We start from the raw sequence: 22,270 nt of genomic DNA, 5'->3' as shown, positions 1-22,270 counted from the left end.
TTAATTAACTCAGTATTGCGCATTATATTAACAATAGGAATGGGTGGAATAGGAAAAATAGGATACGCATGGCCAGCTCTATTACATGTAGTTATTGTGATATATTTTTGTAAAGTTATTATTTCTTTTCGTAAAAGGGTATAGCGTTTAGCTAGGCTCTTTTATGATCCTCAATGAGTGATATAGATGAACTTGAAAGATTAACGATGAAAAAAGATTTATTAATTTACTCTAATTTGTAAGACTGACTGTAAAAGATGATAAGTTTTTTAGACGATTATCTATCGAGCACACAAAAAAAGATAAAATGTACCCTAGAGAGTAGACAAATAAAAAAAGTCTACCTTCTAGGGCCTTTTTGTTATAATATTAACTATTAGATTTTAGGAGGATTTTAAATGAGCAAGAAGTTATTTACACCACAAGAGATTGAACAACTCAAACAAAACGAATATGTTAAGTCAGTATCTGAAAAAGGGATTACTTATACGAAAGAATTTAAGGAGAACTTTATTATGATGAGCGAGAAAGGAAAGTTTCCGCGAGAGATATTCGAATACTATGGATTTAATGTTACGGTGCTTGGCATGCAGCGTGTGAATTCTGCAGCTAAACGTTGGAAACAAGCCTTTAAAACCCAGGGCCCATTAGGATTGGATGATAGTCGTACTAAGAATTCTGGAAGGTCCCTAAAACGAGAGTTAACGCTAGAAGAACAATTATTACGCACGCAGGCTGAATTAGAAGTTTTAAAGATTGAGAACGAATTATTAAAAAAGTTGAGACTCATGAGAAAAATGCTCGAATAGTCTCTAAAGAAGTAAAGTTTCAAATGATTCATCAAGTAGTGAATCAGACATCAACTAAATTTAAATCTTTAATTTCTCATTTATGCGATAGTCTTGGTATTTCAAGATCAGGTTATTATCGTTATTTTTCGTTATGTGCTGAAGAAGCTCGTTTAAAGCGATTAAAGGAGGAACAACATCGTTTAGAAGTTATTCAAAAGGCCATTTGTTTTAAGGGACGAAAAAACAAGGGAATTCGCCAAGTAGCGATGGTTCTTAAAGGGGAATTCAACATTATCTTTAACCTAAAATCTATTCATCGAATCATGAAAAAGTATGGACTATTGAGTCAAGTTCGTCGAAGCAATCCCTATCGTAAACTCGCTAAAGCGACACAAGCACATCGTGTCTGTCCAAATCTTGTTAATCGTCAATTTAGGCCATTAGAACCTTATAAAGTTCTATTAACCGATATCACTTATTTAAAATATGGAAAGGGTCAGACTGCCTATCTCTCGACCATCTTAGATAGTGCAACAAATGAAGTTTTAGCTTTTCAATTAAGTGAGCATTTAAAGATAGATTTTGTTCTCCAAACACTGAACCAACTTCAAGAAAATCCGACTGTCCAATTAACGAAGGAAACGATTATTCACTCCGATCAGGGCGTGCATTATACGAGTCCGCAATTTTCGAATCAATTAAAGGAATTAGGAATTCAACAATCAATGTCTAGGAAGGGGAATTGTTGGGATAACGCTCCACAAGAATCATTTTTTGGGCATCTAAAAGATGAAGCAGATATAACCAATCAACTGACATTTGATGATTTACTCATTGAAATTGAAGAATATATAGATTATCATAACAACTTTAGATATCAATGGAATTTAAAAAAGCTGACTCCTGTAGGATACAGAAATCAGCTTCAAGTTGCTTAGGTTTTTTTCTTTGTCCTTGACAAAGGGTACAGATTAAACAAATTATGCGGTTTTTAATACTTCGTATAACTTTTCTTTTAGCTGATAGTAATGATTTGTTGCCTCAACATAATCATTATAACTGTCTTTCACCTGATTAAATGATGTTGTTACACTATTAAAGTATTGAATCGCTGTACTTGGTTTATCTTGATCAAAATTTTCCTTTAAACCTTTTAAGTTTTTGTTGAGTGCGCTAAGTTGTTGATTAAAGGTTTTTAATGTATCTAGACGTTTTTTTTCAGCATCAATGGCCTCCGTCGCTACTTTCTTTTGGTCTTCTGTTAAAGCGGAAGTTGTTTTTTCAAGTTTAGATGTGACATCGGTTTTAATAAATTCAGCTAATTGGACCTCTAATTTTTTTGTTTCGTCGTATGCCTGATTGAAGGTTTCAAATGCTTGATCGGTTTCTGTTCCTTCAGTATAAGTTTCACCTAAGGTAATTAAAGCTTGGACAGCCTCATATAATTGGCTTACATTTTTTTCAATCGTTAAATCACTGACCGTTGTTTCATTTTCAATCTTTTTATCTATTTCGCTAAGCGTTGAATAGGTTTTTGTTTTAGGTGTTTGGTATGAAAAGGCGATAGTGAGGCCAATTCCTGTAATCACGATAGCCAATATAATTGATATTACTTTTTTCATGAAAAGGTCCTCCTAAATATCTTCGCTATTAAAGAAATTTCTACTAAAATGTTGTTCTGGGTTATAAGGTAGGAATTCATATCCTAGGTTTTGATAATACTCAATGACACGTGGCAATGCCTCAAGTGTTGAATTTTTCTCATGGAATAAAACGACTAGATTGGTAACGGCTGATTTTAATTGCATATCTGCTTCAATTTTTTCTAAAATTTGATTTGCATCGCTATATTTCCAGTCTAAAGAATCAACGTCCCAATCCCAACATTTGAACCCAGCTTCATTTAAAGCTTTGATGTGTTCTGGTGTAAAGGTTCCTCCACCTGTTCCATAAGGGGCGCGGCAAAGTTCACTTTTAAATCCACCTGTCATTTCTTCAATCAAATTTTGTTCCTCTTTCAATTCAGCAACAAAGTTTGCAGGTCCGTTATCACCATATAGGTGGTTGTAGTTGTGAGACAGGGTATGCATTCCGATATAATGCCCGTCATCTTTCATTCGTTGCAATACTGCTTGTGCTTGATTATTATTAGTGAGGGAAGTTCCGAGGACAAAAAATGTTCCTTTTACTTGATATTGATCTAGAATGTCCATGACTTTGGGAGCATTCGCAGAGGGTCCGTCATCGAATGTAAGGTATACAAATTTTACTTCTTGATTACGCCAGCGTTTAAGCGGTGCTGATGAATCAAAGGCTAACTGTTCCAGTTTAGGTTTTTCAAAGGATAATTTTTTTTCCTGATTTGATGCATTTAAAAAAAATCCCCCGGCAATGATTAAAACACTAATAATTGTAAGAGATAAATAAAACAGTGGTGACGGTTTTTTCTTCGTCGAATAGTAATCTCGGTTGTAATAGGCCATAAGTCATCTCCCTTTCTCTGATTTTAATTGTTCCCTCACGGTTTAATGGAGGGGATATCCTATGTATAGTATATCCTAAATTACAGAATAAAACAAAATACTTTTTTTTTTGGATGAAAAAATTAGAATTGGTCTTTAATTATGTCACAATTTGCGATATTATTAGGTATTATTTTAAGCTAGATTCCAAGACCATAAATTAAAAAACGCTCCCTATGATCCTTATGGTAGTTTGGAAGTGTGATTTCTTTTTTTAAATGGAAAGGAGTTCGCTGATCAAGAAAATATTGATAGTCATCAGAGGGATAGTAAAGAATGAGTTCAACTTCACGGTAACACTCCTCGAGAGAGATTAAAATTTTTTCAATAATTTTTCTAAATATTTGAATTGAAAATGGATTAAAGAAGTAAAACTTATTTTCATTTGAACGAATGGGGTAGGTTTCACCGAGTCCACAATAAAAGGTGATATCATTTTGTGCAAAGGGATGCTTTTTAAAATAGTTTTTTTTGTTAAGAAGGGCTACTTCATAAAATTGTTCATTCATTTCTATCCCGGTGACGGGGATTTGAAAGAAATGATGAATATAAAAGTTGAGACGCCCTTTTCCGCAACCATAATCAACCACATGGTCGTTTTGATTTAAGGTATAGTTTTCAAATAGAAAGTTTAGAACCTCATAAGGTGTCGGTTCGTATCGATGGTATAGATGTGAGGTATGATATTTATCTGTCCCTTGTGTTTCAATATTTAATAAATGTTCATAGTCTTTTTCAGTCACGAGTGATACCCCCATTTGAATTTAATAATTTAATTGTAGGGGCATCCGGTTGAAGTTGCAACCGAGATCTTTTATTTTATAAAAATAAGTGGTGGTTTTTATCAAAAAATATAAAATGAGGCTATTATCTAAGGAAAGGGGAGTGAAAAGATGCGTGAGGCGGGAGAGATTCGCGTAAAAAAGATGTCGGCTCACAGACATCCTTATGAGCATCAGTCGGAGGCTTTAGAGGTTTTGGGGGAGATGGATAAGCATTCGAGTTTTAAATCTGTACTCGTTATCCCAACGGGGGGTGGAAAAACATTAACGGCATGTTGGTGGTTATTAAAGGGGGCGCTTAACAATAATAAAAAGGTATTATGGTTGGCGCATCGACAAATGTTATTAGAGCAAGCTGCAAAAACATTTGAAGACAATGCTTTTTCTGATGTGATGACCCAACGATCAGGATTTACCTATCGAATAATTTCGGGGGCACATCAATCGATGCAGGAGGTTCAGCCAGGTGATGATTTGCTCATTGTGAGTAAAGATAGTTTATGTAAACGGTTAAAACTCTTGAACAAATGGTTAAAAAAGGAAAAAGAAATTTACGTCATTATTGATGAGGCGCATCATGCGAGTGCGCCGACGTATGAAAAGATTTTACAACATATTCAAAATCGAGTGGCATCTGTTAAATTATTAGGATTAACAGCTACTCCTTTTCGAACGGATACGCGTTATTTGAGTGATGTTTTTCCGGATGATATCGCCTATAAGGTTGATTTAATTGATTTAATAAAACGTGGGATTTTATCAATGCCGTATTTTGAGGAATGCCAAACAGAATTAGTTTTAACTTTGACGGATCAGGAGAAAAAGCAACTCATGGTGGACGATTTTCCCATTGAAATTGCGGAAAAGATGGCCAATCATAAGTTAAGAAACGCAGCGATTGTTAGGCAGTATGATAAAGAAAAATATGGTCCTACTATCGTTTTTGCTATTAACCGACTTCATGCCCTTGTTCTAAAGTCATTATTTGAAAAGGCAAAGATTCGTTGTGGTGTAATCATTTCCCGGGAAACGGATGATATTTTGGAAATGAAGCAATTGGTGATGGAGAATGAATCTATTATATTAGATTATCAGTTAGGAAAAATTGATGTTTTAATAAATGTTAATATTTTGACGGAGGGAATAGATTTGCCGATGACTCGTTCGGTCTTTTTAACCCGCCCGACCACATCTGCTGCCTTAATGACACAAATGATTGGCCGAGCATTACGAGGTGTGAAGGCGGGGGGAACGCATCAAGCCTATATTGTTAGTTTTATTGATGATTGGCAGGACCAAGTGAAGTGGGTTAATGCTAAGACCTTACTACAGGATCGAGAGGAAATAGTTGAAGAAATGGGCGATGAAAAAGAAGAAACTCAGAAAATGTATGAGAAAATTTCTTTTGCCAAATTGGAGGAGTATATCCATTTGCTAGACTCTAGTATTGATACAAAGGCACTTGAATCAATCCCCTTTATTAAGCGTGTTCCTTTGGGAATGTATGCATTTACTCTAGTGGATCGGGGAATTGAGCGAAGTCATCAAATTTTAGTTTACGATAGTACAAAGCGACGTTACGATCATTTAATTGCCCAATTACCGACGTTTTTTGACTATCATCACGTTCATGAAGAGATTACCTCTATTCAACTCTTAAATAAATTAACAGAGATTTGTGCACGTCGTTGCTTTTTAGGAGAAATGATTCCATCCTATGATGAACGTGACATTCAAGCGTTGTTACGTTATTTCAGTCGCTATCGAGAGGCGCCTCCATTTATTCCACTTGATGAGATGGAAAGGAAGAGTCTTGACTTGTCACAGGTTGCCTGCCAAATTATTGAGAAGAATATGACGAGAGCACAGCAACGGGCCTACATTGATTCACTTTGGAATGACCCAGAGCAACTATTCTCTATTTACTTTCACAAAAAACTGTTCTTTGTCCAACAATTGAATATTGAATTAAGAAGATGTTTAAAAGAGGAGGAAAATAAACAGAGATGAATCCTTATGATATTGCTGCTTTTTTGTCAGATGTTGAGTTACCCTATGTAAAAGAACGCCATCTGATTAAGCAAATTCACCACGATTTGGCGGTGAAGACATCGTTGGCGACATTTGAAATAGCCATCGATCATTGTTTAATAAGGCTAGATTCACAATTAGAGCGGGAACTTCAACAGTTAAGATCACACGGCGAATGTTTAATGGGGGGAGTAAATCCTATTCAAGATATGGCGCATTATTTAAAGGTGATTAAATTAAAACTCCTGTATACCGAAGCGGAGTATGTCAAACTAAAATTACGCACCCTTTTAAAACTTGTGGGTTATAAAAGAAGAGGGGAAAAGGTTATGAGCGAGTTTGATGAGTTACTGGATGAACTTAATCTGTTAGTGTTTGTCAAAGGAGAACTTGTCATTAAGAGGGTTGAAATAGGACTCGATGATTTTATGACAATTCGATTAAGGAGTTGATTTGAATGTTAAAGGAAAAAATTGAAGGATACGTGCCTCAAAATAAACAGGAGATGCAAGATAAAAAGGTAATGCTCGATTACTTGAATTTATTTGGGTCTCAATTACTGACACGAGAAAATGAATTTGCCCATTTTACAAGTTCAGGGTTTGTGTTGAATGAGGCGAGAGATAAAGTATTGATGGTCTATCATCATATTTATAATAGTTGGGCATGGACTGGAGGGCACGCAGATGGGCAAGCGGATTTATTGGCCGTTGCCTTAAAAGAAGCGAGAGAGGAGACGGGGGTTAAACACTTGACTCCGTTAACTGATGACATCATGTCAATTGAAATTTTACCGGTTATTGGGCACATGAAACGTGGAGAATATGTAAGTGCTCATCAGCATTTAAATGTTTCATATGTTTTAATTGCTAGTGAAACAGATGAGTTACGAATTAAAGAAGATGAAAATAGTCAGGTAGGATGGATTCCTGTTGATGAGATCAAACATTATGTGAGAGAAGAACATATGCTTCCCATTTATGAAAAGTTAATTCGACGTGTAAGCAAGGTTTAAGGCAGACTATGAAATGAAAAGGGTTTAATTGTTTCTGAAAAATGTCATTTTTGTGTTCTTTTTGTGAAATATTTGAAAAATATTGCATAAAGTGAAAAAATTGTATATAATCCTCTCGTAAAGTAAAAAGAACGACCCTTACCTGTTGGGAGGTAAGTCTTTTTCAAAAAATTCAATGGCCATATTGAATGGGAGGACGAAGAAAGTGAAAAAATTATTAGCATCATTTGCTGTATTATTTGGATTATCTTCGATGGTTGCTTGTTCACAAGACCAAAAAGAAGAAGGTAAAAAAGAAGAGAGCAACATTGTAAAAACAATTGAAAACCCAGTAGAAATTGAGTTTTGGCATGCGATGTCAGGACCAAACGAAACAGCGGTTAATCATTTAGTTGAGGAATTTAACGCAACAGTTGGGAAAGAAAAAGGAATTACAGTTAAACCTGTTTATCAAGGGTCTTATCCAGATTTAAAATCAAAAATTACGGCAGCAATTCGCGCTAAATCAGCACCTGCAATTGCTCAAGCTTATCCAGACTGGGTTGCTGAGTATTTACAATCAGGAGCAGTTGTTGAATTAGACGATTATATTTTCGATAAAGAAGTAGGAATTGAAAACTTTGATGATATTGCAAAAGCTTATCGCGATGAAAATAGTCAATATGAAGGTGGAAAATTCTATTCATTACCATTTAACAAATCGACAGAAGTTTTATACTATAACAAAACATTCTTCGAAGAAAATAATTTAGAAGTTCCAACAACTTGGGAAGAATTAGAAGAAGTATCTAAAAAAATTACTGAATTAACAGGAAATCCTGCATTTGGATTCGATTCAGCGGAGAATGCATTCCTTACTTTAGTTAAACAATTTGGTGGAGAATATACAAATACTAAAGGTGAAGTGTTATTTGGGGAATCAGATGCAGCAGTTGAAATGTTAGAAATGATTCAAAAGAATACAGATGCTGGATACTGGCGTTTACCAGGTGAAGATAAATCTATGTCAGGACCATTTACAAGTGGTTTAGTACAAATGTTTGTTGGATCAACATCAGGAGCAGCACATGTTATTAATGGATTAAAAGAAACAAATGCGTTTGAATGGTCAGCAGCACCAATCCCTCAAAAGAGTGAAGATACAAAAGCGGTTATTCAACAAGGGACAAACGTTGTTGTGATGAAACAAGGATCAACAACTGATGAGCAAGTTTATGCAGCTTATGAGTTCGCTAAATTCTTAGGAACACATGATGCAAACCTTTACTGGACAATGAATACAGGATACTTACCAATTCGTCAAACAGTTGTTGACTCTGAAGAGTATCAAAACTATATTATTGAGTCTGGAGATATGACAAAAGAAGCTGGACCAAAACAATCAGATTACTATTTCTACGATGTAGTGTTTGTAAACCCTGATTTCAGTTCATACAATGTACGTACAGCAGCAGGTGTTGCGGTTGAAAATGTTGTATTAAATGGAATGGAACCACAAGCTGCAGTCGATGAAGCTTTAAAATCATTAGGTTTAAAATAACAAAAAGAAGATAGCCATTGGCTATCTTTTTTTTGATAAATAGGGTAGAGGAATGGATGTTGCTATAAATGTCGAATTTCGTTATAATGAAATCAAAAACGAGAAGGAGATGGATTAAATGTTAGTCGATTTACATATGCATTCTTACTATTCTGATGGATCGTTTTCTCCGAGAGAGGTGGTGGAGTTAGCAAAGAAAAAGGGTCTCGGTTTCATTTCAATTACGGACCATAATACGATTGCTGCCCACGACGAGTTTGAAAAATCTTGTCAGGAACTCGGAATGAATTATGTCCTTGGCGTGGAACTAGACTGTGTTTTTGGAGAACGATCGATTCATTTGCTTGCCTATCAATTTAAGGTAGATGAGGGCTTATTAGAGGTGATTAAAAGATCGCGTCAGCAGTTAGATCAAATGGGAGTTGATTTAATTCAACTCATGGAAAAAGATTATGATCAGCTTTCATCGACGGATTACGAGGCATATACTTATAATCGTCGGTTAGGTGGTTTTAAAGGAATTCATTATTTAAAAGATCGGGGAATTACTGAAAGCCTGATGGATGGATTAAAAGTTTATCGTGACTATGGAATCTTTTATTCCAATTACGATTTTCCACGCGTTGAGGAGGCCATTAAACACATTCATCGTTGTGGTGGGAAGGCTGTGCTAGCGCATCCAGGAAAATATTATCGGCAATCTTCATTAGAAGACGTTCGTAAAGATTTTAATCGATTGCTTCAAGCCGGGATTGATGGAATTGAATGTTATTATCCGATCCATAGTGATGAGTTAACCGCATGTTGTGTTGATTTTTGCAAGCAACATGACTTAATGATGACGGTAGGATGCGATTGCCATGGGGAAATGAGTAAAAAAGATAATGAGTATGTGATGGGATGTTTGAAAAAGGATGAAACAGAGTTAAACTTAAAATTCTAATGCTAGGAAGGGTTCGGCGTCTTCATACCCTATATTTCGTGTCAACAATCAGAAGGTGGGTAACCGATTTTCATCAAGCGTCTATTTTCAATTAGTTCTTGAATGTTTAAGCCCCCCTAGAGCATATAGTTAAAAGGAATATATGTTTAATGGGGGTGGTGGCATGAATCGGGATATTGAGAAAATTGATAAACCAACGTTACGGCAGGCCCTAAAGGGGACTGAGTCTGAGAAAAATCTTCAAAAAGCGTTAATCGGTGAGGCATTGGCTCATAGTCGATACCAGTTTTATGCCAAGTGTGCAAAGTCGGCTGGCTATGAACAAATAGCGGCGATTTTTTTAGAGACAGCAGGAAATGAACAGGCACATGCTGAGATTTGGTTTCAACTTCTTGAGGGAGGGGAGCTTACAGCGGAGGAGGCTTTAAATTCTGCGGCCTATTTTGAACACGGAGAATGGACCGATATGTATCCATCATTTGCGGATGTGGCTCAAAGCGAAGGGTTTGAAGAATTAGCTCAAGAGTTTTTAAATGTAGCTGCTATTGAGCGAGGTCACGAGCAACGATTCCGAGAACTTTTAAAGAATGTTGATACCGATCATGTTTTTGAAAAGGAACAGCCCGTCATCTGGGTTTGTCGTCATTGTGGTCATCGTGTCTATGCGAAGGAGGCACCCGATCATTGTCCGGTTTGTGGCCATCCAAGAGGCTATTTTGAGTTACTGTGTCATAACTATTAAAAAAGCATCGATCGGGATGATCGATGCTTTTTTTTATAAAGAATGATAAGTTTCTTCGTCTAAGGCGTTTTCGGATTTAGCAACGGCTACAGCTGTTGCGGCATCTCCTACAACGTTTAAGGCAGTCACTAACATTTCTACTGGACGGTTAATAGCTAGGATTAATGAGTAGGCAAGTAAAGCGGCATCATTTTGGTACCCCATTCCTGATAAGACCGTGAATAGGATGACCGCTCCTGCCCCTGGAGCAGCCGGTGTTCCGATTGAGGCGATGAGTGCCAAAATCGCGATAAGTGAAATACTTCCGACTGTTACTTGATAGCCTGCACTTGAAGCGATAAAGATTGCGGCAATCACTTGCATAATCGCTGTTCCATTCATATTAATGGTCATTCCAAGTGGAAGAATAAATGAGGCGATTTCTTTATTAACACCTAACTCTTCTGTTGTCGTTTTTGTATTTAACGGTAAGGTTGCTGCTGACGATGAAGTTGAGAATCCGAACATCGCCACTTTAGCCGTTTTTTTAACGAAGGCCATCGGATTTAATCGGGTCATGATAAAAATAAATAGGGCATATCCTAGTGTGAGGAACACTAACAGAGTAAGGACTACGGTAATAACATAAGCTAGTGCTGGTTTTAAATGCTCAACACCGTAGATGGCAAATGTACGTGTTAATAAAACGAAGATAGCGAAAGGTCCAAATTTAGTGATTAAGAAGGTTAAGAAGACCGTGATAATCTTGTTAACATCTTCAAGTAATTTCTTTAATACGCTAATTTGTTCACCTAAATGATTAATAGATAATCCTGTGACGACAGCTAAGAAAACAATAGATAAGATACTTCCATTTGTTGCAAAGACTGAGGTAATGTTATTTGGAATAGCCTTGACAAAAATAAGAAGTGGATTTGATCCGGTTGTTCCTGTTTGAGCGCTCATATTGTCGATGTTTACATTAAAAATTCCAAATTGATTAGCGACTAAACCGACGATTCCGGCTAATACTAAGGCAAAGAGTGAGGTGATTAAGAATCCCCCAATTGTTTTATAAGATAGACGTCCTAGTGTCTTTGTATCAGAGATACGGCACATCGCAAGCGCGATTGAAGTAAAAACCATTGGGACAATGACAAGTTGCATAGAATTTAAAAAAAGTTGCCCAAGAATGTAGAAGATTCCAATTGCATCAGTGGCCCCCTCGGCACTAATATCTTGAAATAGAAGTTTATTAATCGTTGCCCATAGATTAGGATTGCTATTGAGTAAATGCTCGCGTAAAACTAAAAATAATGACCCAAATGTTAATCCGCAGATTAGGGCAATAGCCATTTGAATCGCTAGACGGTTCTGATTTTTTTTCATGACTTTCTCTCCTTGGTGTTTATAATTAGAACCCTATTCGCTAATGGAATAGATGAAAAAAGCCCTAAGTCATAAAGGGATCCTTTAAAACTTAAGGCAATAAACATACAGCGCATCATTAAAACAGACAAAGTAGCTTCTTTATTGTCAAATCACGACTATATCTTTCCTTAATTACTTCTCGTGAGTAATCTTAAAGGGTTCCTATTGAAAATAAATATATCTTGTTTTCATCATAGAGTCAAGATTTATTTTACAAAAGCAGACAAAAATGTTATGGTGATTATAACATGGAATAGTTTAGAAGGAGTGATGAGATGAAGTCACAAATTAGTGGTACGACGCAATTAATTGGGATCGTTGCGAATCCTATTCGGCACAGTATTTCACCGAAAATGCATAATGCGGCATTTGAAAAGCTTCAACTGGACTACGCTTACTTAGCTTTTGAGGTTGAAGAGGGACAATTAGCGGAGGCCGTTGCTGGACTACGAGCGTTAGGGGCCCGTGGCTTTAATGTGTCGATGCCGTATAAAAGTAAAGTGATTCCGTATTTAGACGAGTTATCACCCGCCGCAACACTGTGTCAGGCAGTTAATACGGTTGTGAACGAGGCCGGTAAATTAGTTGGACATATGACTGATGGCAGTGGATTGATGCAAGCGTTAAGAGATGAAGGATTTGAAGTTAGGGGAAAAAAAATTACGATTGTCGGCTGTGGCGGAGCTGGGAAAGCCATTCAAATTCAAGCGGCACTCGATGGAGCCCGAGAGTTAGCCATCTTTAATCGATCGGTGGCTCGTGGCCAAGAGATGGCAGATTTAATTAATCGTCACACCTCGACAAAGGCGACCTTTTATCCGTTAGGCGATGAGGCATTACTGAAAGAACAATTGGCAACAAGTGATTTATTGATTAATGCGACCAATATTGGGATGGGCGAATTAAAGGATCAGTCGTTTATTAGAGATTCAAGTCTTCTTCCAAGGGATTTGTTCGTGTGTGACATCATTTATAACCCTGCAAAGACGAAACTTTTACAGCAAGCCGAAGAGAGGGGTTGCCGCATCATGAATGGAGTTGGCATGATTATTTATCAGGGAGCGGAGGCCTTTAAAAAATGGACGCACCATGAGATGCCCATTGAAGAAATCAAAAACGTGTTAAATTTGAAAGGATGATAACGATGAAGCTACTCGTATTAAATGGTCCTAATTTAAATATGGTTGGTATTCGTGAACGAGGGGTTTACGGGACGAAAACTTATATGGAAATGGTTCACTATATTAAAGAAGTGGCAAAGGAACGTGGCCACGATATTGAGGTGCGACAAAGTAACAGTGAAGGGGAGCTCATCGATTGGATTCATGAAGCCTATTTAAAAGGTTATGAAGGGGTAATTATGAATCCAGGGGCATACACTCACTATAGCTATGCGATTTTTGATGCGATAAAATCAATTGCTCCCATCCCCGTTGTTGAGGTTCATTTATCAAATGTCCACGCACGGGAATCTTTTCGACAGACTTCAGTGACGGCACCCGCTTGTGTGGGGCAGCTTTGTGGTTTCGGAGAATTGGGATATGGTTTAGCTATTCAAGCGCTTGAGCAGGCCGTTCAATCACTAAACGGTTAATGTTTTGTCTATCAACGATAAAAAATCGATGAATCGAAAGATGATAGAAGTTTTAGCTTATTCGTAAAGAAAGGCACCCTATCAGCAGGTGATAACGTATCATCAGTGATTAGGGTGCTCCATTTTTTCATCCTAACCATCGGGAAGTGTGAGCAGACGGAATACGGCAGGCGGGGATTGCCGTATTTTTTTATTGTTTAAATAGGAAAATTTTAGTTATAATAGAGAAAAAGGAGGGATTGATTTGTATAAAATGAATGGCTGTGTGCGATTTAGTGAGGTAGGAGAAGATGGGCGGTTAACATTACCCCATTTGATTAATTATTTTCAAGATTGTAGTACATTTCATTTAGAGGATATCGGATTAGGGACAGACTACTTTGTCCAACAAAATCTAGCCTTTTATATTTTATCGTGGCAAATTGAAATCAATCGCCTTCCTTATTTAGGTGAGGAAATTAAGGTAGGGACGTTGATTTATGGATGTAAAGGGATGTTTGGCTATCGAAATTATATCATGTATGACGTTGCGGGAAATATTTTAGCTTACGCTAATTTATGCGGATGCTTTATTGATGCATCGACGGGAAAATTTGTTAAATTATCAGAGGATGAGGTTGAAAAGTATCCGATTGAAGAAAAAATAGAGATGAATTATTTACCCCGTAAAATTAAAGTTCCTTCGAGTAATCAGGTGTTAGAACCCATTCGCGTGAGAAGGCATCAGATTGATGTGAATGCACATGTTAACAATAGTCAGTATGTTGCGATGGCCCTTGACTGTTTAGAAGGAACAGAAACGCTGACACAAATACGGGTTGAATATAAGCGAGCAGCTAAATTAGGAGATGTCATTATCCCAACCGTTACAAAGGAAGGCCAGTCGTATTATGTGACCCTATGTGATGATCAGATGCAACCGTATACGGTTATTACTTTCGGGGTTTAAAGAGGAGGAAGTCTTTTTTAAGCCTTCAGTTTTTGTTATAATCTGTCATTTATTTGAGACGGACGCATATACTTTACTAAAGACAGATAGGTATCGGGGATGATAAAATGACTATCGTTGATGAAGGTTTTATGAGCGATGAGGGAACCGAAAAACTGATTCAGGCGACCAATGAGATGCTAGATTATTGTGAGGCCTGTGAAAGTAAGGGAAATGAATTTATTAAAATTGCGAACTGTATTTTAAACCGAGAGGAGTATTATGATTTTTTATCGGTCTATAAAAAATTCGATAATAATTTTGGAATCTTAGAAAGTTTATCATCACAGGTGACGTTTCCAACAACAATTTTACAGGCGGTTTCAATTACAGCGACGATTAAAGAAATTCAACGGAATATTGAAGATTTAGTTCAAATGATGGAGGTTGCTCATCTACGGATTGAAACGCAACAAATCAATGTTCATATGGCACGACTCATTGAACGACTCATTGAATTTATGGATTTTGATGCCATTGATTATGATGATTTAAGCGAGGCAATGGAGAGTACGTTTATGATTTTAAAGGTACTTGATGTGTTTGATGAGGAATACAAGGAGGCTTATTATCCAATGAATGTACTTCATATTATTCCTTTTCATACGAAGGCAGAAGCATATAGTTATGCGTTACAGCATGGAATTAGTCGTGATTTTATTTTAAATCGTCACGGGCACCTTTTATAAGGGGATTTAAAGAAAGCCCGTCTTTGTAACTGAATAAAAAAGGCTAGAACGAGGGGTTCTAGCCTTTTTTATTCCATTGTTTTAGACGGTCGAGTGTTTCAAGGGCATCCTGATATCCAAGATCATATAGTTTCTTTAGTTTTTCTTTATCCTTTTCAAAGCGACTAATTTTAACGGGGGAGTGAGGTGCAATAACGGTAGTTTGTCCGCGAACCTCTAACTCTTTAATCAATGAGAGCGTGTCATTATACATTGCATGACGGTGATCGAGTGCCTTAATCATATTCGGATATTTTTTTAATACGTTCTTATAAATCGAGCGAAATCCTTCAGGTTTTTTGATATAGTCTCGGTCGCGGGTAAGGACGACAATCACATGGTCACATCCATCGGCCAAGGCTTGTTTAACAGGTATGGAATCAGAGGTTCCTCCATCTAAGTAATCGCGCCCCTGATATCGAACGACAGGGGAGAAGACAGGAATGGAGGAAGAGGCTTTGATGAGCGTGGAGTCGTAATTAAGATGTGATTTGTCAAAATAGACGCATTGACCGGTAAGCGCATCAGTTACCCCAAGTTTAAATTCACAGGGTGAAGAGAGAAAGGTTTCGTAATCGAAGGGGTCGAGTTGGTGAGGAATTTCATCAAAGATGAAATCCATTCCAAATAAAGACTTCGTTTGAATAAAATTTCTAAGACTAAGGTAGCGTTTGTCATGGAGATAATTCGTATTAATACGAAATCCGCGTCCACGTTGCATCGAAACGTAAGAAACGCCATGGCAGGCCCCTGCTGATACCCCAATCACGTAGTCAACGAGTAAGTGATGATCTAAAAAACAATCGAGGACCCCACACGTATACAGTCCACGCATGCCGCCACCTTCTAAAACTAGTCCAAGTTTCATCGTATGTCTCCTTTCAAATGCGTTGTATATCTTTTTACATTATGCCATATTTTGATAAATATGTAAGGGATTGATTCAAAGATCTTGATTTTTTTATTAATAGAGGAGGGAGAAAGCGGGAATCCTCATTTTATTCGGTTCTTTTTTTGTTTTATGATGTAGAATCGTGTTAAAATAGGAGAGATCTATTCGTTGATAATGACTAGGAGGGTGAGACGATGCCAAGGTTTAAACGAGTCTATATTGAGATTACGAATCGGTGTAATTTAAAGTGTGATTTTTGTCCAAGTGCTACGCTCGGTCGTGGTGGGCGCATGATGAATGAAACAGACTTTATTCATATTTTAAAGGAAGTAAAGCCGTATACCGATTATTTATATTTTCATTTATTAGGGGAGCCCTTCTTAAATCCGAGGCTTGAGCGTTTTTTACAATTGAGTCATGAATCCGGCATGCAAGTCAATCTTACGACCAATGGTGTTCTTATTCAAAAGGTGGCCCCAATTTTGATAAAGTCCCCAGCTTTAAGACAAATAAACTTTTCTATTCATTCGTTTGAAGCGAATGAACAAACAGGGACGTTAAAGGATTATTTATTAAACATTGCCCGTTTTATTAAGGAGGCACAGTCTGAACGTCCTCTTTATTGTAATCTTCGATTATGGAATATGGATGCGGAAGAGTTAAAGGCTAAAAATACGTTGAATACTGATATTTTACGTTTGATTGAGGATGTTTTTGAGTTAGATTTTAGTTTAAGCGAGCGATTACAACAGACGCATCAGGTTAAGATTAAGGATCGCGTGTTTATTCATATGGCGGAAAAGTTTGCATGGCCGACGCTAAATCGTGAGGTGATTAGTGAGCGGTTATTTTGTTATGGCTTACGGGATCATTTGGCGATTCAGGCGGATGGGACGGTGGTTCCGTGTTGTTTAGATAGTGAGGGAAATATTCCGCTTGGAAATATTCATCAAACGCCGTTGCGTGAGATTTTAGCAAGTGAACGCGCGGTTAATCTATATGAGGGGTTCTCGCAACGAAAAGCAGTTGAAGAGTTATGTAAGCGGTGTGGGTATGCCCAACGATATTAAGGAGTGATAAGATGATTCGTCCGATTATGAAAGATGTTAATTTTTTATCGAAGAAATCGGTAGTGGCAACGAAAGCCGATTTAGCTGTTGCTAATGATTTAGTGGATACTTTACGGGCCAACTTAGATGGCTGTGTTGGAATGGCGGCTAATATGATTGGTGTACAGAAGCGCATCATTGCATTTGCTGTTGGGGAAATGATTGTTGTGATGATGAATCCGGTCATCGTGAAAAAGAAAAAACGCTATGTAACAACAGAAGGGTGTTTATCACTAACCGGTGTACGCGAGGCGGTAAGGTATGAGGAGATTGAGGTTGAGTATACGGATCGAAATTTTGTTAAACACCGTGGGACTTTTACAGGCTTCGTTGCTCAAATTATTCAACACGAAATCGATCATTGCAATGGAATTATTATTTAAGTAGAAGTGTTCGTCTTCTTACTGATGGGCTAAATGGCGAGGATAACCCTCATGCTCGAAATAACAAAAAGGCACCTTAATGGTGTCTTTTTGCTTGGAGATGAATAAAAAAAGCTCTCTTAATGAGAGCTTCTTCAGGGGCTTTTTGATGAACTAGAAATCAAAAAGCCAATCGTTGTCGAGACGAGGTGACCAATTTGAAAAATTCCATCGTTGTAAACGTCGCCACCGATCATCGTATAGATTGTTAATGTAATCAGACAAATGAAACAGACACCTGCTGTAAAGAAAATATGGATATTGGTACCCTTTAAGAGGTGGTGTGTGTTTTCTTTTTCTTCACATGGACAAGTTTTTTCAGAAGATGATTTTGTTCCGGTTGGGATGTTCATTCCTAAAATATAACCAAAAATACTCGATAGACTCGTTTGAAAAATGGCATTAATCGTTGGTTGAGAGCTTAGTGCAGGAATGAAGACAGCACAAATTAACTGAATTAACAGGAGGATGCCGATGAGAAGAACAGATTTACAGGCTAAATCTAATTTGTGCCATTCACGCTGCATTTTTCGACATAGGGGGAATCTTTTTTTCAAGAGCATCACCTGATTTATTAATCGTTAATACACTATATTGTATGCGCTTTACTTTTGAGGTGTTTGGGGGTTTTGGATGGAAAAAGTTGAATGGAATTAATTGGATATAAAAGCAAGGGAAATCCAAAAAACTTTCGAGGGGCGTTTACTTTCTGGGGGGGAATTAATGAATAGAACCTTTTCTTCAATGAGGCGTGTTTAATTGATTTGGATCCATGCAAAAGGAATTCGGATACGGGGGTGGGTTTTAAAGGTTAAGACGGATGAGAGTTTGTCAATGGATGTTTATCTCCCAATGGTTTTCCTTAGAAAAAAGACGGAGACCGCAGGAGAACGGAATGAAATAATTTTTGATTTGAATGTATTGTTTATTAAAATATATGGTAAAATAATACATAAGTAGAAATGAGGTTACAAGATGAAAGAAACGATGCAAAAAATTATGGAATTTCGTGATGAACGGGGATGGAAACCGTATCACACGCCGGAAAATTTGGCAAAATCGATTTCAATTGAAGCAGCGGAATTATTAGAGTGTTTTCAATGGGATCATTCGTTTGATCAGGAACATGTCTGTGAAGAATTAGCGGACGTGCTTATTTATTGTTTACAGATGGTTGATGTATTGGAAGTAGACGCTAAAGAGATTATTTTTAGTAAGTTAGAAAAAAATGCGATGAAGTATCCGGTTCAAAAATAAAGGCCGTTTCTAAAGAAACGGCTTTTTATCAAAGCGATTGTTATTCATAATAGGGGCTTAATTTGATTAAAAGATACGTGAATAAAGTTAAAAAGAGGATTCCGTTAATCACGCCTTCGCCTTTGGCGCCCGTTTTAAAATTAGCGATCCGTATCTTCTTTTTCCACGGATAAAAAAGGCACACGCCTTGAGTGGTTAAGAGGTCGAGAAAAATGTGCGAGCTATGTCCCACGAGGAGCCCGGTGATAAGTAACGTGTAGAAGTCTTGTCCAATATTGAGGTAAGGCGCATAGCTAAGGAGAAGTAGGAACAAGAAAATAGAGAGTAGACTGTGGGTTAAGGTCCGATGTTTAAAGTGTGTTGAGATAAAGGTAGACGTAACAGGGAATAAGCTCCCGATTTGGGAGTTTTTTAAATCGATGTCGGGTAATGTTGAACCAATGATGGTTGCTGTGCAATAAAGGGTAATTATAAAGAGTTGTGAAGCGGCATTGGCGTGTGAATAAAGATGGGCGATCAAATATTGTTGAGTTACCACTCCAAAGACGAGTCCCGCTCGTTGATGCGTCGTTGTTGTCATAGTTAGTCTGCTCCTCTGGGGTCTTCGATTCAAAAGTGTTGTTTAAGTTTATTATACCGTAAAATGCGAATAAATGTTTGTTTTTATTATATCTAATTTATGGAAGGGAATGGACGAAATGGGTTAGATCAGGCATTAAAACAATTAAATCAAGCACAGCGAAGGGTTGTAGAGGAGTTAGAACAGTCTTTGTTGGTTATGGCACCTGCGGGAACAGGGAAAACGAATGTCATTGCACTGCGTACCGCTAAATTTATTGAAGCGGGAATTCAACCGTCACAAATTTTATGTTTAACATTTACTAATAAGGCATGCTATGAATTAAAGGATCGCCTAACAAAGGTAATTGGTGTTAAATCCAAGGGAATTGTTGTTAAAACGTTTCATAGTCTTTGCTATCAATTAATTAAGGAAGAGGCGAAAGCTCTTGGAAAGTTATCGACCGACGTTGTTGTGATTGATGAAGAGGATGCGAAAGAGGTGATTAAACGCTTGGTGGGGCGTGAGGGACTTCTGATGGATCACGTGTTTGAGTATATTCAATCGCTCAAAGTGTATCAAATGGGGCGTCGCCCACTCGATTCCTCTCTTGTCCAAGAGTTTCACCAATCCGAGGCGGCGTTACGATTATTGTACCGTTTAAAAAATTCGGATGCAGGATGCGAGACACTTGCTTACTTGTCGCAGTATGGAAGTTGGCTTTATCTAGAATACCAACATTATTTAAGGCACCACCAATTTTTAGATTTTAATGATTTATTACTTTATGCGGATGAGTGTTTATCGCAGAAGGAGATTTTAACCCGTTGGCAATCTCGATTCGCGGTTGTGGTGGTTGATGAGGTGCAAGATACAAGCTTAATTGAATATTACTTAATTAAAAAGATTGCCCATTCGTTGAACTTTAGCGCGTTTGGTGACTTTAATCAAACGATTTATGAATGGCGTGACTCTAATCCTGTCGTTATTCGACAAAAGATTATTGAGGATTTTTCTCCGCTTTGTTTAGAATTATCGTTGAATTATCGTTCGACGAAGCGGCTCGTCATGCTCGGTGCTAATTATTTAGAAAATGGGAAACAGGTAGGGCTTATTCATCGTCATTTATCACCTAAATGCATCGAATCCGCAAGCGACGAGATGGGGACTGCTCCAGTTTTTTATGAGGCAGCGACTAAACAAGAGGAAATGAATTTTATTATTGATCATTTAAAGTATCAAAGACAGGAGGAACTTGCTAATACGGTCATCTTGACTCGGAGTAATCGTCAAAATAGTGAAGTGGCAAACTTTTTGCAGGCCGGGGGTATTGCGTGTTATTTGGTGGATCAGTTGACACTATTTAAGCGAAAAAATATAAAGGGCCTACTCTCTGTGATTAAATTTTATTTAAATCCATACGATGAACTTTCCCTCAAACGTTTTTTACCTTTATTCGGTGAAACAATTGATTGGAATCAAATGAGTCATCCAGCGTATTTAAAGCGATATAAAGAATATGATTTACGGCTTACCGACTTTTTTAGACGAGAGGCTTATCAGGAGGGAGAGCCTTACGGACTATTAAAAAAAGTTCACGAGGAGGGTCGTTTAGTTATATTTGATGTGGAATCGACAGGACTTGATGTGACACGGGATGAAGTCGTTCAAATTGCCGCTATTGCCTTGCAAAATGGACGCGTCATTGAGACATTTGAGCGGTTTATTAAACCTCATCAATCAGTTGGAGATTCGGCACTTGTTCATGGGTTTACAGATGAATTTTTAGAATGTCGTGGTGAAGAGGCAGTCACAGTTTTTTCTGACTTTTTACAGTTTATTCAGGGGGCCTTACTCATTGGTCATAATGTGGGATATGATATGAAAATTGTTCGTTCACACATGGGTCGCATCGGACTTATTTTTGAGGGAATGATTGGGGTTTACGACACGCTAGATATCGTTCGTCGACTTTATCCGAACTTAGTTAATCATAAGTTAGATACGGTGAGTGACTTTATTGGTGTTGATCACGAACCGACTCACAATGCAATGGATGATATTTTAGCAACAAAGGATGTTTTGTTAAAAAGTATGCCTCGGTTGATGCAGGCACATGAAAAGCGAAAGAATGTGATGGCTTATTATCAAGAAAAATTAAATCCGGTCATCGAACAATTGCACGAATTTTATGCGCTCATTGAAACAAAAACGCCAATGGCTGTGTTGTTAACATTGAAAGAACGCTTTAAACACGTAGAAGAAGATAAGGTTGAAAATGAAACCGTTGAACAGGCAAAATTTGAGGAATTCATCGCCTTTGTTGAGGCGTTTTATCGTGCAACGCTGAAAAGGGATAATGGCTTATTCATGTGGGAAGTTTGGATGCGTTTGCTTGAGCAACTTTCGTTATCGAGCAGTGAGCTAGATCGTGTGATGAAAGATCAAAATAAACTAGCGGTGATCACGGTTCATCAATCAAAAGGATTGGAATTTGATCACGTCATTATTCCATTTTTGAATAAGGGAATGTTTCCGCTTGATTTTCAAGGAACGAATCAAGAGGAAGAGTGCCGGCTTTTTTATGTGGCAATGACGCGAGCGAAAAAGACGTTACTATTGACGCGCCACGTAAAGGAGCATAGCACATCAAAGAGGGAGAAAGAGCGTAGTCCATTTATTGATTATTTATATACAATGGCTGAAGGTCAGATGAATAATCGTTAGCTACACCATTGTAGATGTAAAGGGTAGGCTTAGGTGGCTTTAAATTTGACACCTTTTCTTCCCCCTGTCCTTTTTCCAGGGGATTAAAAAGAAAGTTTTCTTCCTAGCTTTCACCTTTTAAATCGTGTATGATTAGTTTATAAAAGCCCTAGATGGAACGACTCATGAGCAGGGATAATTATTCGTGCGTGTTGAAAGGGCCGAATAACCGATGGGGC

At 37.6% G+C, this 22,270-nt stretch carries 22 protein-coding genes; 15 read left to right on the top strand and 7 right to left on the bottom strand.

The features are described 5' to 3' along the window. The first annotated feature begins 398 nt into the window (after positions 1–398). Positions 399–1,729 (top strand): IS3 family transposase gene (locus AC6I0I_RS08485; RefSeq protein WP_497993588.1). Its coding sequence is split into 2 segments (ribosomal slippage): positions 399–800 and positions 803–1,729, totalling 1,329 coding nucleotides; the frame shifts between segments, so codons are not numbered across the junction. A gap of 42 nt (positions 1,730–1,771) precedes the next feature. Here the strand turns inward: AC6I0I_RS08485 and AC6I0I_RS08480 are convergent. The 3 genes from AC6I0I_RS08480 to AC6I0I_RS08470 all read right to left on the bottom strand — a co-directional run bounded on the left by AC6I0I_RS08480 (position 1,772) and on the right by AC6I0I_RS08470 (position 4,056). Further along, a complete protein-coding gene (locus AC6I0I_RS08480; RefSeq protein WP_262950675.1) occupies positions 1,772–2,413 on the bottom strand; it encodes a hypothetical protein in 642 nt (213 codons plus the stop codon). A gap of 12 nt (positions 2,414–2,425) precedes the next feature. Next, a complete protein-coding gene (locus tag AC6I0I_RS08475) occupies positions 2,426–3,274 on the bottom strand; it encodes a polysaccharide deacetylase family protein (protein ID WP_262953887.1) in 849 nt (282 codons plus the stop codon). 179 nt (positions 3,275–3,453) lie between these two features. Continuing rightward, positions 3,454–4,056, bottom strand: a complete 603-nt coding sequence (locus AC6I0I_RS08470) for a methyltransferase domain-containing protein (RefSeq protein ID WP_161831159.1) — start codon at positions 4,054–4,056, stop codon at positions 3,454–3,456. Between the two features lie 150 nt (positions 4,057–4,206). On the opposite strand from AC6I0I_RS08470, the gene AC6I0I_RS08465 reads away from it, so the two are divergent. The 6 genes from AC6I0I_RS08465 to rbr all read left to right on the top strand — a co-directional run bounded on the left by AC6I0I_RS08465 (position 4,207) and on the right by rbr (position 10,366). Beyond that, positions 4,207–6,105: a DEAD/DEAH box helicase gene (locus AC6I0I_RS08465; RefSeq protein ID WP_262953886.1), complete on the top strand. Its 1,899-nt coding sequence runs from the start codon at positions 4,207–4,209 to the stop codon at positions 6,103–6,105. Beyond that, complete coding sequence (locus tag AC6I0I_RS08460; protein ID WP_161831156.1) at positions 6,102–6,578, top strand: hypothetical protein; 477 nt, start codon at positions 6,102–6,104, stop codon at positions 6,576–6,578. The genes AC6I0I_RS08465 and AC6I0I_RS08460 overlap by 4 nt, the downstream gene beginning before the upstream one ends. A 5-nt stretch (positions 6,579–6,583) precedes the next feature. Continuing rightward, on the top strand, positions 6,584–7,141 hold the full coding sequence (locus AC6I0I_RS08455; protein WP_161831154.1) for an NUDIX hydrolase: 558 nt from the start codon (positions 6,584–6,586) through the stop codon (positions 7,139–7,141). Positions 7,142–7,346: 205 nt separating this feature from the next. Continuing rightward, a complete protein-coding gene (locus tag AC6I0I_RS08450; protein ID WP_262953885.1) occupies positions 7,347–8,681 on the top strand; it encodes an ABC transporter substrate-binding protein in 1,335 nt (444 codons plus the stop codon). A gap of 118 nt (positions 8,682–8,799) precedes the next feature. Continuing rightward, positions 8,800–9,624 (top strand): PHP domain-containing protein, encoded by an 825-nt coding sequence (locus tag AC6I0I_RS08445; protein WP_161831152.1) that lies wholly within the window; start codon positions 8,800–8,802, stop codon positions 9,622–9,624. A gap of 163 nt (positions 9,625–9,787) precedes the next feature. Next, a complete protein-coding gene (rbr, locus tag AC6I0I_RS08440; RefSeq protein WP_262953884.1) occupies positions 9,788–10,366 on the top strand; it encodes a rubrerythrin in 579 nt (192 codons plus the stop codon). A 33-nt stretch (positions 10,367–10,399) separates the two neighbouring features. On the opposite strand, the gene AC6I0I_RS08435 is transcribed toward rbr, so the two are convergent. Further along, the gene (locus AC6I0I_RS08435; protein WP_161831150.1) at positions 10,400–11,734 is read right to left on the bottom strand and encodes a dicarboxylate/amino acid:cation symporter; all 1,335 of its coding nucleotides are present in this window, start codon (positions 11,732–11,734) and stop codon (positions 10,400–10,402) included. A 317-nt stretch (positions 11,735–12,051) separates the two neighbouring features. Here AC6I0I_RS08435 and AC6I0I_RS08430 point away from each other — a divergent pair, with 317 nt between their 5' ends. The 4 genes from AC6I0I_RS08430 to AC6I0I_RS08415 all read left to right on the top strand — a co-directional run bounded on the left by AC6I0I_RS08430 (position 12,052) and on the right by AC6I0I_RS08415 (position 15,047). Next, positions 12,052–12,915 (top strand): shikimate dehydrogenase, encoded by an 864-nt coding sequence (locus tag AC6I0I_RS08430; RefSeq protein ID WP_161831149.1) that lies wholly within the window; start codon positions 12,052–12,054, stop codon positions 12,913–12,915. 5 nt (positions 12,916–12,920) lie between these two features. Next, complete coding sequence (aroQ, locus tag AC6I0I_RS08425; protein ID WP_262953883.1) at positions 12,921–13,370, top strand: type II 3-dehydroquinate dehydratase; 450 nt, start codon at positions 12,921–12,923, stop codon at positions 13,368–13,370. Positions 13,371–13,623: 253 nt separating this feature from the next. Next, positions 13,624–14,319 carry an acyl-[acyl-carrier-protein] thioesterase gene (locus tag AC6I0I_RS08420; protein ID WP_262953888.1) on the top strand — a complete coding sequence of 232 codons (696 nt, stop codon included), beginning with the start codon at positions 13,624–13,626 and terminating at the stop codon, positions 14,317–14,319. Positions 14,320–14,426: 107 nt separating this feature from the next. Next, positions 14,427–15,047 carry a hypothetical protein gene (locus AC6I0I_RS08415; protein ID WP_161831146.1) on the top strand — a complete coding sequence of 207 codons (621 nt, stop codon included), beginning with the start codon at positions 14,427–14,429 and terminating at the stop codon, positions 15,045–15,047. A gap of 58 nt (positions 15,048–15,105) precedes the next feature. Here the strand turns inward: AC6I0I_RS08415 and AC6I0I_RS08410 are convergent, their stop codons facing one another. Beyond that, on the bottom strand, positions 15,106–15,954 hold the full coding sequence (locus AC6I0I_RS08410) for a patatin-like phospholipase family protein (protein ID WP_262953882.1): 849 nt from the start codon (positions 15,952–15,954) through the stop codon (positions 15,106–15,108). A 218-nt stretch (positions 15,955–16,172) separates the two neighbouring features. On the opposite strand from AC6I0I_RS08410, the gene AC6I0I_RS08405 reads away from it, so the two are divergent. Together AC6I0I_RS08405 and AC6I0I_RS08400 are read left to right on the top strand one after the other, a co-directional pair. Further along, positions 16,173–17,048, top strand: coding sequence for a radical SAM/SPASM domain-containing protein (locus AC6I0I_RS08405; protein WP_262950682.1), 876 nt, complete (start codon positions 16,173–16,175; stop codon positions 17,046–17,048). An 11-nt stretch (positions 17,049–17,059) separates the two neighbouring features. Then, positions 17,060–17,470 (top strand): peptide deformylase, encoded by a 411-nt coding sequence (locus tag AC6I0I_RS08400; protein ID WP_262953881.1) that lies wholly within the window; start codon positions 17,060–17,062, stop codon positions 17,468–17,470. Between the two features lie 134 nt (positions 17,471–17,604). Here AC6I0I_RS08400 and AC6I0I_RS08395 read toward each other — a convergent pair whose 3' ends face one another. Next, a complete protein-coding gene (locus AC6I0I_RS08395) occupies positions 17,605–18,066 on the bottom strand; it encodes a hypothetical protein (protein ID WP_161831142.1) in 462 nt (153 codons plus the stop codon). A 418-nt stretch (positions 18,067–18,484) separates the two neighbouring features. Here AC6I0I_RS08395 and AC6I0I_RS08390 point away from each other — a divergent pair, with 418 nt between their 5' ends. Then, complete coding sequence (locus AC6I0I_RS08390; protein ID WP_262950685.1) at positions 18,485–18,766, top strand: nucleotide pyrophosphohydrolase; 282 nt, start codon at positions 18,485–18,487, stop codon at positions 18,764–18,766. Positions 18,767–18,806: 40 nt separating this feature from the next. Here the strand turns inward: AC6I0I_RS08390 and AC6I0I_RS08385 are convergent, their stop codons facing one another. Further along, positions 18,807–19,346, bottom strand: a complete 540-nt coding sequence (locus AC6I0I_RS08385; protein ID WP_161831140.1) for a metal-dependent hydrolase — start codon at positions 19,344–19,346, stop codon at positions 18,807–18,809. Positions 19,347–19,445: 99 nt separating this feature from the next. Between AC6I0I_RS08385 and AC6I0I_RS08380 the strand changes: the two genes are divergently transcribed. After that, on the top strand, positions 19,446–22,052 hold the full coding sequence (locus AC6I0I_RS08380) for an ATP-dependent helicase (RefSeq protein ID WP_262953880.1): 2,607 nt from the start codon (positions 19,446–19,448) through the stop codon (positions 22,050–22,052). Positions 22,053–22,270: the final 218 nt, after the last annotated feature.

The sequence above is a fragment of the Turicibacter sp. St.80E1 genome (assembly GCF_059728495.1).
The sequence above is the reverse complement of the archived record's forward strand: the minus strand, read 5'-3'. Positions and strand labels throughout refer to the sequence as shown.